At 30.2% G+C, this 13,263-nt stretch carries 14 protein-coding genes; 6 read left to right on the plus strand and 8 right to left on the minus strand.

All coding sequences use genetic code 11. The features are described from left to right. Positions 1 to 66 precede the first annotated feature (66 nt). Together H574_RS0101720 and H574_RS0101725 are read left to right on the plus strand one after the other, a co-directional pair. The gene (locus H574_RS0101720) at positions 67 to 1,698 is read left to right on the plus strand and encodes an isocitrate lyase (RefSeq protein ID WP_027878889.1); all 1,632 of its coding nucleotides are present in this window, start codon (positions 67 to 69) and stop codon (positions 1,696 to 1,698) included. Between the two features lie 96 nt (positions 1,699 to 1,794). Then, a complete protein-coding gene (locus tag H574_RS0101725; RefSeq protein ID WP_027878890.1) occupies positions 1,795 to 2,289 on the plus strand; it encodes a hypothetical protein in 495 nt (164 codons plus the stop codon). Here H574_RS0101725 and H574_RS0101730 read toward each other — a convergent pair. The 3 genes from H574_RS0101730 to H574_RS0101740 are packed head-to-tail and all read right to left on the minus strand — an operon-like array spanning position 2,276 to position 4,060. Further along, a complete protein-coding gene (locus H574_RS0101730; RefSeq protein WP_036226903.1) occupies positions 2,276 to 2,749 on the minus strand; it encodes a GNAT family N-acetyltransferase in 474 nt (157 codons plus the stop codon). The genes H574_RS0101725 and H574_RS0101730 overlap by 14 nt on opposite strands. Continuing rightward, on the minus strand, positions 2,749 to 3,039 hold the full coding sequence (locus tag H574_RS0101735) for a hypothetical protein (protein ID WP_027878892.1): 291 nt from the start codon (positions 3,037 to 3,039) through the stop codon (positions 2,749 to 2,751). Before H574_RS0101735 ends, H574_RS0101730 begins: the two co-directional genes overlap by 1 nt. Beyond that, positions 3,032 to 4,060, minus strand: a complete 1,029-nt coding sequence (locus tag H574_RS0101740; RefSeq protein WP_027878893.1) for a formimidoylglutamase — start codon at positions 4,058 to 4,060, stop codon at positions 3,032 to 3,034. Before H574_RS0101740 ends, H574_RS0101735 begins: the two co-directional genes overlap by 8 nt. A 99-nt stretch (positions 4,061 to 4,159) precedes the next feature. Here H574_RS0101740 and H574_RS0101745 point away from each other — a divergent pair, with 99 nt between their 5' ends. Beyond that, a complete protein-coding gene (locus H574_RS0101745) occupies positions 4,160 to 5,044 on the plus strand; it encodes a hypothetical protein (protein WP_027878894.1) in 885 nt (294 codons plus the stop codon). 68 nt (positions 5,045 to 5,112) lie between these two features. Here H574_RS0101745 and hutI read toward each other — a convergent pair whose 3' ends face one another. Continuing rightward, positions 5,113 to 6,351, minus strand: a complete 1,239-nt coding sequence (gene hutI / locus H574_RS0101750; protein ID WP_027878895.1) for an imidazolonepropionase — start codon at positions 6,349 to 6,351, stop codon at positions 5,113 to 5,115. A gap of 183 nt (positions 6,352 to 6,534) precedes the next feature. Here hutI and H574_RS14330 point away from each other — a divergent pair, with 183 nt between their 5' ends. Continuing rightward, positions 6,535 to 7,125: a Crp/Fnr family transcriptional regulator gene (locus tag H574_RS14330; protein ID WP_027878896.1), complete on the plus strand. Its 591-nt coding sequence runs from the start codon at positions 6,535 to 6,537 to the stop codon at positions 7,123 to 7,125. A 144-nt stretch (positions 7,126 to 7,269) separates the two neighbouring features. On the opposite strand, the gene fumC is transcribed toward H574_RS14330, so the two are convergent. Beyond that, entirely contained in the window at positions 7,270 to 8,667 is a 1,398-nt protein-coding gene (gene fumC / locus H574_RS0101760) for a class II fumarate hydratase (protein WP_027878897.1), read from the minus strand. A 157-nt stretch (positions 8,668 to 8,824) separates the two neighbouring features. On the opposite strand from fumC, the gene H574_RS0101765 reads away from it, so the two are divergent. Both H574_RS0101765 and H574_RS14720 read left to right on the plus strand, forming a co-directional pair. Next, positions 8,825 to 9,250 carry a hypothetical protein gene (locus H574_RS0101765; RefSeq protein ID WP_155912554.1) on the plus strand — a complete coding sequence of 142 codons (426 nt, stop codon included), beginning with the start codon at positions 8,825 to 8,827 and terminating at the stop codon, positions 9,248 to 9,250. 105 nt (positions 9,251 to 9,355) lie between these two features. Beyond that, entirely contained in the window at positions 9,356 to 9,532 is a 177-nt protein-coding gene (locus H574_RS14720) for a hypothetical protein (protein ID WP_027878899.1), read from the plus strand. A gap of 329 nt (positions 9,533 to 9,861) precedes the next feature. Here H574_RS14720 and H574_RS0101775 read toward each other — a convergent pair whose 3' ends face one another. From H574_RS0101775 to arsC, 3 genes are all read right to left on the minus strand, one after another. Next, entirely contained in the window at positions 9,862 to 12,381 is a 2,520-nt protein-coding gene (locus tag H574_RS0101775) for a TonB-dependent receptor domain-containing protein (RefSeq protein ID WP_027878900.1), read from the minus strand. A gap of 100 nt (positions 12,382 to 12,481) precedes the next feature. Continuing rightward, positions 12,482 to 12,844 carry an ArsC/Spx/MgsR family protein gene (locus H574_RS0101780; RefSeq protein ID WP_027878901.1) on the minus strand — a complete coding sequence of 121 codons (363 nt, stop codon included), beginning with the start codon at positions 12,842 to 12,844 and terminating at the stop codon, positions 12,482 to 12,484. Positions 12,845 to 12,919: 75 nt separating this feature from the next. Next, positions 12,920 to 13,261, minus strand: coding sequence for an arsenate reductase (glutaredoxin) (arsC, locus tag H574_RS0101785; protein ID WP_027878902.1), 342 nt, complete (start codon positions 13,259 to 13,261; stop codon positions 12,920 to 12,922). Positions 13,262 to 13,263: the final 2 nt, after the last annotated feature.

Here is a 13,263-nt window from a genome sequence, read left to right on the forward strand (position 1 = left end):
GATCCTGCGATTGCGGCAACAATCAACAGGATCCAATTATTAATAATAAATAACTATTACAAAATTATGAAAAATTTATTTGATACTAATTACAATTCTGCTTTACAAACAATACAAGATTTAAAAGCAAAATTTGGTACAACTTGGGAAGCAATTTCGGCTCAAAATGGTGCAAGAATGAGGTTTCAAAACCAGTTTAAAACAGGTTTAGACATTGCAAAATATACTGCAGCTATTATGCGAAAAGATATGGCAGAATATGATGCAGATGCTTCAAATTATACACAGTCTTTAGGTTGTTGGCATGGTTTTGTGGCACAACAAAAAATGATTGCCGTAAAAAAACACCACAATACAACAAATAAAAGATACTTATACTTATCGGGTTGGATGGTAGCTGCATTACGTTCAGAATTTGGACCATTACCAGATCAATCTATGCACGAAAAAACAGCAGTTCCTGCATTAATTGCAGAGATTTATGATTTTTTACGTCAAGCAGATGCGATAGAATTAAACGATTTATTTAGACGTTTAGAATTAGGCGAAGATGTACAAGATCAAATAGATAATTTTCAAACACATATCGTACCAATTATAGCAGATATAGATGCTGGTTTTGGTAACGAAGAAGCGACGTATTTATTAGCAAAAAAAATGATTAAAGCTGGTGCATGTGCGATACAGATTGAAAACCAAGTGTCTGATGCCAAACAATGCGGTCACCAAGATGGTAAAGTAACTGTACCACATGAAGATTTTATAGCCAAATTAAATGCGGTTAGATATGCATTTTTAGAGCTTGGAGTTGATGAAGGAATTATTGTAGCAAGAACAGACTCTGAAGGTGCAGGATTAACGCAAAAGCTTCCGGTAAGTAAAACAAAAGGCGATTTAGCTTCTAAATATTTAGAGTTTGTAGATGCAAATCCAGTTAATATTGAAGACGTAACCGAAAATGAAGTGTTATTAAAACGAAATGGGCAATTAGTAAAACCTGTACGATTAGCCAACGGATTGTATAAATTTAAAGAAGGCTCTAATATAGATAGAGTAGTGCTAGATTGTATTACTAGCTTACAAAATGGCGCTGATCTTTTATGGATAGAAACGCCAACACCAAATGTAAAGCAAATAGCACATATGGTAAATCGTGTAAAAGATGTTGTGCCTAATGCTAAATTAGTTTACAATAATTCACCATCGTTTAATTGGACTTTAAACTTTAGAAATCAAGTGTATGAAGAAATGTTAGCTGAAGGTGAAAACATGACTGCTTACGACCGTAATAATTTAATGGATGCAGAATATGATAATACCGAATTATCTTTTAGAGCAGATCAAAAAATTAAAACATTTCAAATGGATGCAGCACGAGAAGCTGGTGTTTTTCATCATTTAATAACATTACCTACTTATCACACTACAGCGTTGCATATGAATGATTTAACCAAAGGTTATTTTGGTAAAGATGGTATGTTAGCTTACGTTAAAGACGTGCAAAGACAGGAAATACGCAAAGGTGTAGCTTGTGTAAAACACCAACGTATGGCTGGATCTGATTTAGGGGACGACCATAAAACATTTTTCGCAGGAGATAATGCTTTAAAAGCTGGTGGCGCAAAAAATACTTCTAATCAATTTGAAACTAAAAAACAGGTTAAAAAAGAGGAAAATACTATAAGCGTTGTTGCTTAATTAATTTGTTAGTTTTAATTGAAAAAGCACTCTAAAAGTAGAGTGCTTTTTTTGTAACAATTATTTTGATTTTCAGACTTATAAGTAAAGCAGATTATGGGATACATGGGATTTGGTATGTTAAGTTGGGTTTATAATATGAAACCTCGTAAACCTTTTTCTGTTGAAAGAAAACCGTCTTTTACAGCTGTTCCAGTCTATAAAAGAAAATTTAAGCTTCAGCATTCTAAATCTTCATCTAAAAAAGTTGCTTTAATTGCATTAATAATCTTATTGATTGTTACACCAATTTCATTTTCTATGGTAAATCAGTTTTTAAAACATTCAAAAACTATAACTACAGCTAAGCAAAAGTTAGAAAAAAAAGAAGATAAAATTGCGTTTAATTTTTTATTAGAATCAGGTATAAATCGACTGTATTCTAAAGATTATAAAGGTGCTTTTTCAGAGTTTAAATTAGCATATAAAATCAATCCTAAACATTTACAAACGCAAACATTAATTATTGAAACCTTAACTGTATTATGCGTTAATAACAATGATTATTGCAGTTATTTAGATAAGTTTTTAAATGAAATTAATTCATATTAAATTCCATTTTAATATCTGCTCTTTTGTAAGGTGTATTTGGTTCTAGCTTAACTTCTTTAAATCCAATTTTTTTATACAAATAAATGGCATTTTCTAAAGATCTGTTAGAATAAAGCAATAAGTTTTTAAACTTATTTTCTTTAGCAAAATTTATAGCATGATTTAATAGTTTTTGTCCAATTTTTTGACCTCGCATTTTTGGTAAAACAGCCATTTTTGTAAGTTCAAAACCTTCTTTATCTTTTAATGGCATAAATGCATAGGTACCAACTACAGTATCGTTTAATTTTGCAAAAAAGATGTAACCACCTTTGTTAATAATATATTTTTCAGGTTGGCTTAAAACGTCTTCATCTAAAGGTTCTACGTAAAAATAGGTTTCTAACCATTCTTTATTTAGTTTATAAAAATCTTTACTATATAGTTTATTAAATGGTATAATATTAATTGTTCCAGTCATTAATTTAAATATATAATGGCAAATCCAAAAAGTAGTAAACTTATAAACGAAATGAAAAAAGTTAAATTAAGAATTGATTTATCTGCAATATTTTTTTTTACCAAATCAATAATCATCCAAATAGGTATTGCGATAATTAAAACTAAACTAGGTATAGTAAATAATTCTGCTAACGCTTTAAACCATTGTGAATCAATACGATTTATGTATAAAAATAGATGAGTGACTATATAAACAAAAACTAAAAAAGCTAGAGCTAATCTTATATATTCAATTTTTAGTTTATTCATTTTTGGTGTTTTTTGCTTTAATAAAATCGGTTATTAAATAAGTAATTAATTTACCTACTTGATTGGCTGTCTTTTTTGTTGGTGCAGCTTCGCAAATATGCAAATATTTTACATGTTTTCGTTTTGCAAAATAATGTAAAAATTGTCTTGTTTTTTTAACGCTAAATCCACTTGGTGTTTTTGCACTACTTGGTATATTTATAATAGCATCGCAATCTATTTCAATTCCAAATTCATTTTTACAAATATGGTCTTTACCTCGTTTTAAAGCGTTTTTAAATGATGTTTTTTGTCTTACATCTATGTCTTCATAGGTTATGTAGTCTAGCTTTTTATCAGTGTCTAAACTCTCGAAAATTGGAGTAGAGGTGTAGTTTTCATGTAAACCAAAAATAAAATACTTTTTTAAAAAACCTTCGTTGTATGCGTAGCTAAAACCATTTCCGCTATGTCTTCCTTCTAAGTTTCTAAAATCGGTATGGGCATCAAAATTAATTGCATTAATCGGTTTTTTTAAGCCTAAAGATGTACCTTTAATCATTCCGTAAGCATTATTGTGTCCGCCACCAATAGCAATAGGTGTTTTACCAGCGCTAATAATTGTACAAACTAAGTCTGTAACGTGTTTATCAATTTCGGTAACCAATTTTCTTGCACTTTGTAAATGTTTTTTATCGTTTTGCTTAAGTTTTGATAGTTGTTCTAACTCTTCAGTAAAATCTAAATGTCCTAATATCAAAACTCTATTAGCTGCTGTAAAAGGGTTACTTTGTATATTTAACAAAACTTTAATTGTGGCATTCCAAGCGTTGTAAGTGCCAGTATTTCCTAGGTTTGCGAATACACCAACATCTTCTGGTAAACCAAAAATAACGTAGTCAACGTCTAAAGATTTAATTGCGTCGTATATATTAGAAACGTTGGATAATAACTTGATTTGTTCACCAAATTTTATTTCTCCATCACGAGTATTAAGTAAATTGTTTACTTCTAATTTTTCTAATAAAATTAGTTTTTCCATTTGCTTTTTATAAGTTTTGTAGAATAAAATTAAGGTTTTTAAATCAAAGTTTATCCAAAAAAAAGAATTAACGTTTCACCCTTAAAAAAATTAAATATTATGGCAAACAACACTGCAAGCACAGGATTAAAAGTAGCATTAGGTATAGCTTTAGTGTTATTTATTGGTACAGCTGTTTATACTGGATCTTTATATAGCGAAAAACAAGAAACAGAGCAGCAATTAAAAACAGAAAAAAATGATGTATTAGCTAACTTAAATGCAATGAAGTCTAAGTACGACTTGGCATTAAGCGAAAACGAAGTGACTAATCAAAATTTAGTAGATGCAAGAGAAAGAATACAAGGTCTTATAGATTCTTTACAAACTGCAGAAACTAACGTAAAAAGTTTATGGAGGTATAAACAAAAGTACCTTGCATTACAAGAAGAAATGGATGTTTTATTAACAGAAAATGACCGTTTAAAAGTAGAGAACATGCAGCTTGCAACGACTTTAGATAGTACAAAAGTGCAACTTGAAGAAAGAGCAATGTTTAATGACTCTTTAATGATACAAAATACAGCATTAGCTGAAGTTATGGAAAATGCAGCTGTCTTAAATACAGTAAATCTTAAAGGATATGGTGTTTTAGTGCGTAATAATGGTAAGTTAGTACCTATGGAAAGAGCTAGACGTGTAGACAAAATTAGAGTATGCTATACTGTTGCTAAAAACAAGTTGGTACAATCTGGAGATAAAGAGTTATACGTGCAAGTTATTGATCCAAAAAACAATATTTTAGGAGCAAACCAACAAGTAACCTTTGGAGAACAAACTTTAAATTACAGTGTTATTAGTAAGTTTAATTACGAAAATGGAAACTTAGATATATGTGAGTTTGTAAGTAATAATACAGACGACGATTTTGAAGATGGTCGCTATCAAGTAAACGTATTTAACGGAAACGAATTGGTATCTAGCTCTGAATTTACACTTAAATAATATTCAGTAACAATGTAGATATTGTTAATTATTCCACTAAAAAGCCCATATTAATTTTGGGCTTTTTTTTATGCAATAATTTGACCGTTAATAATTACAGTTTCTATGTTATTTTCTCCAAAAGAATACGGTAAATAATAGTAGCTAGGTATTTGTTTAGTGATTATTACATTTGCTTTTTTACCTCTGGTGATACTTCCGTATTGTTTCTCTATACCCATAGCGTAAGCACCATTAATGGTTGCTGCATTAATAGCTTCTTCTGGTGTCATTTTCATTTTTATGCAAGCTGTACTTACTACAAAATTCATATTTCCGCTAGGTGTAGATCCTGGATTATAATCTGTAGCTAAAGCTAAAGGTAAACCTGCATCAATCATTTTTCTTGCAGGAGTATACGGAATACTTAAAAAGTAGGAGCAAGACGGTAACGCAACTGGCATGGTATTACTACCTTTTAAAACTTCAATGTCGTCATCATTCATTTCTTCTAAATGATCTACGCTTAAAGCATTGTTTTCTACAGCTAACGCTACGCCTCCAAACGCATTAAATTGATTTACGTGTATTTTTGAAGCCATATGATGTTTTTTACCAGCTTCTATGATTTGTTTAGTATCATCTAAATCAAAATATCCTTTTTCGCAAAAAATATCAATGTAGTCTGCTAATTGCTCTTTTTCAATTAGTGGTAGCATTACATTTATAATTTCATCTAAATAACCTTGTTTGTTGTTTTTATAATGTTGTGGTAGTGCATGTGCTCCTAAAAACGTGGCTCTTACTTTTACAGGAAATTCTTTTTTTATGCGTTTAATTACACGAAGCATTTTAAGTTCTGCTTCTGGAGTTAGTCCGTAACCAGATTTAATTTCTAATGCGCCTGTACCTAACTTCATAACGGTTTTAACGCGTGCAATAGATTGATTGTAAAGTTCTTCTTCAGAAGTGTTTTGAAGTGTTTTAGCACTGTTTAATATTCCTCCACCACGATTAGCAATTTCTTCGTAAGTCAACCCATTAATACGGTCTACAAACTCTAATTCACGATTACCAGCGTAAACAATGTGTGTATGAGAATCGCACCAAGTTGGTAATACAAATTTACCAGTTGCATCAATAGTGGTTTCTGCTTCTATGGAAGCAGCATCTTCCATTGGTCCATAACTTATAATGGTATCATTTTCTATTAAGAGATATGCATCTTCTATTGTAGGTAGCGTTTTCATGTCATTACCTGAAATAAACGATGGACAATTTTCTCTAACTTGAAGTAATGATTTTATGTTGGTAATTAATATGGACATATGGTTATTTTTAGATGAAATTCAAAGATAGATATTTTAATAAAAATTTATAATTGAAATATTCGTTCTTTTCAATAATAATGCAGTTTGTCGAATATTTAAATCTAAGTCAAATTTTTCAAAAACTTTTTTGTACTATGTCAAGATTAACTAATTTTAATCAAACATCCCTTAAAATATCAAATGATAACACCTGACTTAATACAAGCATTTAAAGATAATGTAAGTGAGTTTTATGATATTTCTTATGAGTCTTTGCACCTTTTAAAAGAAATAACAGAAGTTAGAGAGCTTAAAGCTGGAACAATTTTAGAAAATGTTGGAGATATACCTAACAGCGTTTATGTTATTATTGATGGGTATTGTAGATCTTATTTTGTAAATGAAAAAGGTAAAGAATTTACAAAAGCAATTTATAAACCTTTAGATATTTTCACTTCTTTTAATGCTATAATCAAACAAATACCGGCAGATTGTTATTATGCAACTTTAACAAAATGTACTGTAATAGTTACAAATTATAACGAATACATTAATTTAAGAGAACAACATCCTGATATATTAAAGTTTCATTTTAGTTATTTAGAAAATTTAATATGTCAAAACGATGTAAGACATAAAGAGCTTTTAAGTATGAATGCTACAGAGCGATATTTGAGTTTAAGAAAACAAATACCAAATATTGATAATTTAATACCTCAATATCAAATAGCAACTTATTTAAGTATTACACCTGTGCAATTAAGCAGAATAAGAAATAATTTAAACCATTAACATATGTTAATGCATAAACTTGATGTTTTAAGTATAATTGTATTGTTATAATACTACACACATATTAATAACTAACTTACACACAAAAAAACCGTTAAAAAGTTAATTTTTAACGGTTTTCCTTTTTTAAAGTATATAAAGTTATTATTTAAGACTTCCAACCATGTCTTCTGGTTTTACCCATTCGTCATAATCTTCTGCGCTTACATAACCTAAATTAATTGCTTCTTCTTTTAAAGTAGTACCGTTTTTGTGTGCTGTGTTAGCAATTTCGGCAGCTTTATAATAACCAATTTTTGTGTTTAAAGCAGTCACTAACATTAAAGAATTGTTTAATAATTCTTTAATCACTGCGTGGTTTGGCTCTATACCAGATGCACAATTTACATCAAAACTTACACAAGCATCTCCAATTAATTGTGCAGACTCTAAAATATTAGCCGCCATAACTGGTTTAAACACGTTAAGCTCGTAATGTCCTTGTGTACCACCAACAGTTATCGCCACATCATTACCCATAACTTGCGCACAAACCATGGTTAAAGCTTCGCATTGTGTTGGGTTTACTTTTCCTGGCATGATAGAACTTCCAGGCTCGTTAGCAGGAATAATAATCTCTCCAATTCCAGATCTTGGTCCAGACGCCATCATACGTATATCGTTAGCAATTTTATTTAAAGACACAGCAATTTGTTTTAAAGCGCCATGACTTTCTACAATTGCATCGTGTGCAGCTAACGCTTCAAACTTATTTGGTGCTGTGATAAATGGTAAACCTGTAAATTCAGCAATATATTCTGCTACACGTTTATCGTAACCTTTTGGTGTGTTTAGACCTGTACCAACAGCTGTACCACCTAACGCTAATTCTTTTAAGTGGTCTAACGTGTTTTCTAACGCTTTTAAACCGTGATCTAACTGAGATACGTAACCAGAAAACTCTTGTCCTAACGTTAATGGCGTTGCATCCATTAAGTGTGTACGACCAATTTTTACAACGTTTTTAAATTCTTCAGATTTCTTTTTTAAAGTATTGCGTAATTGTTTAACACCAGGTATGGTTGTTTTTACAATTTTTGAGTAAGCTGCAATGTGCATTCCTGTAGGGAAGGTATCGTTAGACGACTGCGATTTGTTAACATCATCATTTGGTTGAATAGTTTTATCGCCATCACCAATAGTTTTACCAGCTAATTGATGCGCACGGTTAGCGATAACCTCGTTAACATTCATGTTAGATTGCGTACCAGAACCAGTTTGCCAAATCACTAACGGAAACTGATCATCATGTTTACCTGCTAAAATCTCGTCACAAACCTTAGCTATAAGGTCGCGTTTTTCTACCGGTAACACGCCAAGCTCGCAGTTAGTGTAAGCAGCAGCTTTTTTAAGGTAAGCAAAACCGTAAACAATTTCTAAAGGCATAGATGCAGGCGCACCAATTTTAAAATTGTTACGAGAGCGTTCTGTTTGTGCGCCCCAAAGTTTGTCTGCAGGCACTTTAACCTCGCCCATTGTATCTTTTTCTATTCTGTATTCCATGGTATAGTTGATTATAAAAATAAGACTACAAATTTATAAAAAATTGAGGTCTTAATTAAGTGAATGTTAATAAGAAATAAATACTTTTTAGGGTTTGTATTTGAGATGTTGAATAATTTGTCGAAATTGTGGTTTAATAATAATTTATTTTAATATCATGAATTTAAATAGGTCAATCTTCTTTATCTTTTTGTTTTGCTCCACCATTAGTTTTGCTCAAAAAAAAGACAATCCTAATATAAGTATATTATTAAAACAATGGGAATTAGTAGATTTTGAAACTGTTGATAGTTCTTCAGATAAAATGATAGTAACTTTAACAAAGTATGCAGATAAGGTTAGATTTAATTTTAGAGAAGATTTTTATTTACAGGTTGTTTATTCTGAAACTAAAAAAGAAATTTATAAATGGAAGTTTAAACGAAAATTTACAATTGAAATTACACCATTAGATATTAATAGTTATAATAAAGATATTGTTGGAGAATTTGTAATAAGAGACTTAAGTAATATTTCCTCTATATTTTTAGAGCATAAGGGACAACCTCATAATGGTATAATGCTCAAACTTTCTGAAAATTAATAAAAAATCTTAACAACTCTGTTAATAATTTTTAGGATAGTGTTGTTTAAAAAAAAGGTAATAAGTATCTTTGCGGTAACAATAAACAAGTAATTAGACGTAATCATGTTCGAATTTGACCAATATTTAGGCTTTTTAGCATTTTTAACTATCTTAACCATAGGATTTTGGTTAATGATTTTTTTAATCACATTTGTAGTTCCTTATTGGATTGGAGGAAGCTTAATAGAGCGTTTAAAAGAAATTAAAGAAGAGAAAAAAGCAAAAAGACAACAGGCTTAAGCTTTTTATTAATCATATTTAAAAAGGGAAATTCTAAAATAGTTTTAGAATTTCCCTTTTTTTTATGTGTTATATTAAGTGGTTTTGTCATTTAGAGTTGTCACATTGAGCGCAGTCGAAATGAAAGTAAAGGATCTATTTATTTAAGATTATAAGATTCCTCAATTCTTCGGAATGACAGTTGATTGATATTTTAGGATATAAAAAAAGGGTTTATTACAATTTAATAAACCCTTTTTTATAGTTTGCTAACTTCTAACTTCTAACTTCTAACTTCTAACTTCTAACTGCTAACTGCTAACTGCTAACTGCTAACTGCTAACTAAAAACTATCCTTCAAACTCATCATCTCCATTATAGTTGTTATTTCTGCTACCTCTATTGCGTTCTTTTTTCTGATTAAATCTGTAAATCATAGATAAGGTAATTTGACGTTGTCTCCATTGAAATTCTGAAGTTACACGTTCTGTAGCTGTTGTTGTAACAGAGTTTCTTTTTCTTGAGTTAAATACATCTCTTACGTTTAAAGATAAAGTAGCTTTATCTTTAAAAATCTCTTTACTAAATGCTAAATCCATAGAGAAAATTCCGTCTGTATCAGATTGTGCATCAGATCTAGCACCTCTATAAAATGCATTTGTTTGCCAATCTATTTTTGCTGGTAAAGTTACTTTACTACTAAATCTAGCAAACCAACTTGTGTTTTTTGCGCTGTAATCTACACCGTTAAATTCTCCTTCGGTATTAAATTGGAAAAAGTTAATACTAGAGTTTAAACGTAACCATTTTTCAGGGTTGTATAACACACCAAGTTCGGCTCCAGTACGTTTGTTTGTAGATAAGTTAACAGGAATTGTTCTAATAATATTAATACCATCTGTTGTTACACTACCGGTGTTTTCTTGTACACGCTCAAAAGAATCTGTTTCGTGTTGGTAGTACACAGATGTAGTCAGTGTTAATTTATCCCAACGTTTTAAATATCCTAAATCAAAAGTGCTAGAAAATGCTGGATCTAGGTTTGGGTTACCTTGAAAAACTCTTGTTCTACTTGATCTGGTAGGAAAAGGATTAATAAACCAACCACGTGGTCTGTTAATACGTCTGTTGTACCCTAGTGTTATGCTTTCTTCTTTCTGATCTTCTTTTGCAAGATTATAAATTAAGTTTACTGTTGGGAATAAACCTAAATAGTTTTTATCAAAATCTGTATCAATCGGGAAACCAAAAGCATCGTTTAATTCTTGATCAGATAATCTTGAGTCAATTTTTCCTTTTAATTGTGTATGCTCTAATCTAAGACCTAATAAAAAAGAGAATTTACCTAATTTGGTACCGTATTGCGTGTAAAGTGCGTTTACGTTTTCTGAATAATCAAAAACGTTTGTAATAGTATCGTTTACAAATAAAGATCCATCTGTAATGTTTTCTTGTTCTAAAAGATAGTCTGTCACTTCATTTTGAAAACTACCTCGGTAACCAGCTTCAAATCTAGAATCTTCACCAATTGGTAATACATAATCTGCTTGTACTAAATATTCTTTTTGATCTTCTGTTTGATAAATTTGTTCTCTTTGAAATGGTTCTGGATTAGCATCTTCGGTAAAATCATAATTTTCATCTAAAAACGTAAATTGCTCTTCTTTATCAATTACATATTGAAAATCTGCAGTTAATTGATGACCTTTATCATCAAATTTAGTGATGTAATTTAATGCGAATTGGTAGCTGTTGTCTTCTTCATTTTGACGCTCGTATCTTGTAGTTTGCTCAACTAAACCACCATTATAACGTTCTGAAATATTTGTTGATAAATCTGCATCTTCACCATATCTATAGAAAAAACTTCCTGTTAAAGATGTTTTATCTGATAAGAAGTATTCCATACCAATGTTACCGTTATAATTACGATTAAGCCTAGTAACATCTTGGTCTTCTATAATTTGTCTATATTCTGGTGTTTGTAAAATACCGTCTTCATCTAAATAATCAAAATAATAGGTGTCACTATCACTTGTTCTTGGTGCGTCAAAATATCTAAAACCTATGTTTGAAAATAGGTTGAATTTTTCTGTTCTGTAGTTTAATGTTGTAGCAACACCAACTAAATCTGGATTACCAGCGTTTAAATTAATAGAACCATTAAAACCTAAAGTTTCCTTTTGACGTAGAATAATGTTTAAAATACCAGCGGTACCTTCGGCATCATATCTAGCAGAAGGCGATGTAATAACCTCTACACGCTCTATTGCTTCTGCAGGAAGCTGACTTAACACATTGCTGTCTCCAAAACCAGCAAGTGCAGATGGTTTACCGTTAATTAAAATTCTAACATTTTCGTTACCTCTTAAACTAATACCACCTTCTATATCTACAGAAACTGAAGGGACATTATTTAAAGCGTCACTTACAGTTCCTCCAGCTGTCGTTAAATCTTTACCAATGTTGTAGATTTTTTTATCAAGTCTAATGTCTACAGTGGTTTTTTCGGCAACGATTTCAATTTCATCTAAAGTTTCTGCATCTACAGATAGGGAAGTGGTACCTAAGTTTGTATTGCTAGTAATTGATTTGTTATTGATTGTTAGCTTTTTAAAGCCTATATATTCGTATGAAATGTTATAAGTTCCTGCTGCAACTTTAATGTTGTAATTACCTTTGGTATCTGTTATTCCTCCTGTAACATCACTAGCATCTGTTGTGCTAGTAAATACAATTGTTGCGTATTCTAATGGTGTTTGAGTGCTAGCGTCTACAATTTTACCTTTTACTGTAATTTCTTTTTCGTTCTGAGCAAAAATTAGCGTTGTAAATAAAAGAATAAAACTGGTTAGTATTTTTTTAGTCATAATTAGGTTTTTGTTCTAAGACGCCAAAAATACTTACAGGTTTAACCTTACTTGGTTAAAGCTTTGTTAAATAAAAATGAATAGTGTTAACGTACGTTAATTAGTCTGGAATAATATCAAAAATACGTTTTGCAGGTTTTCCTATTACGGCTTTTTCTCCGTTAATGATTATTGGTCTTTCAATAATTTCTTGATACTCAACCATTAGATCCAAAAGCTCTTCGTTATTAAACTTATGATTATCTTGATGTAAGTGATCAAAATTTTCTTTCCAGACTTTACTTTCTTTCCTAATTAGTTCTTCTGGATTAATTTTAAGAAGCTTTATTATTTTTTGAAGTTTTATTTTATCTAAAGGTTTATCCTGATATTTGATAGCTTCTTGATCATGTTTACTTGTCTCTAAAATTTCTAAACACTTATTTGAGTTTGGAGAGTCTGGGTTGTGATATATTACTATCATTATTGTTTAAGGGGAAATTTTATTACTCTATAATTATTTATGGTTTTAAATATTAATGATTAATAGCGATACAATTTAAATAATTTTTTTAATATTTTCAGGTGGTCTACCAACAATAGCTTTATTTTTATTTACAACAATTGGTCGTTCTATTAACTTAGGATTTTCAATCATTATTGTAATTGTTTCATTATCAAATAATTGTTTGTTTTTGTAGTTTTCTTTCCAAATAGATTCATTTTTTCTAACTAGGTCAATTGGTTTAATACCTAGTAGTTCTATGATGTCAGAAAGTTCTTCTTTTGTAGGCGTATTTTCTAAATATTTAACAATTTCAAAATCTTTACCTGATTCTTCAAGAATTTGTAATCCTTCTCTAGATTTTCTACATCTTGGGTTGTGATATATTTTAATCATAT

This window comes from Mesoflavibacter zeaxanthinifaciens DSM 18436, assembly GCF_000422365.1.
Taxonomy (GTDB): domain Bacteria; phylum Bacteroidota; class Bacteroidia; order Flavobacteriales; family Flavobacteriaceae; genus Mesoflavibacter; species Mesoflavibacter zeaxanthinifaciens.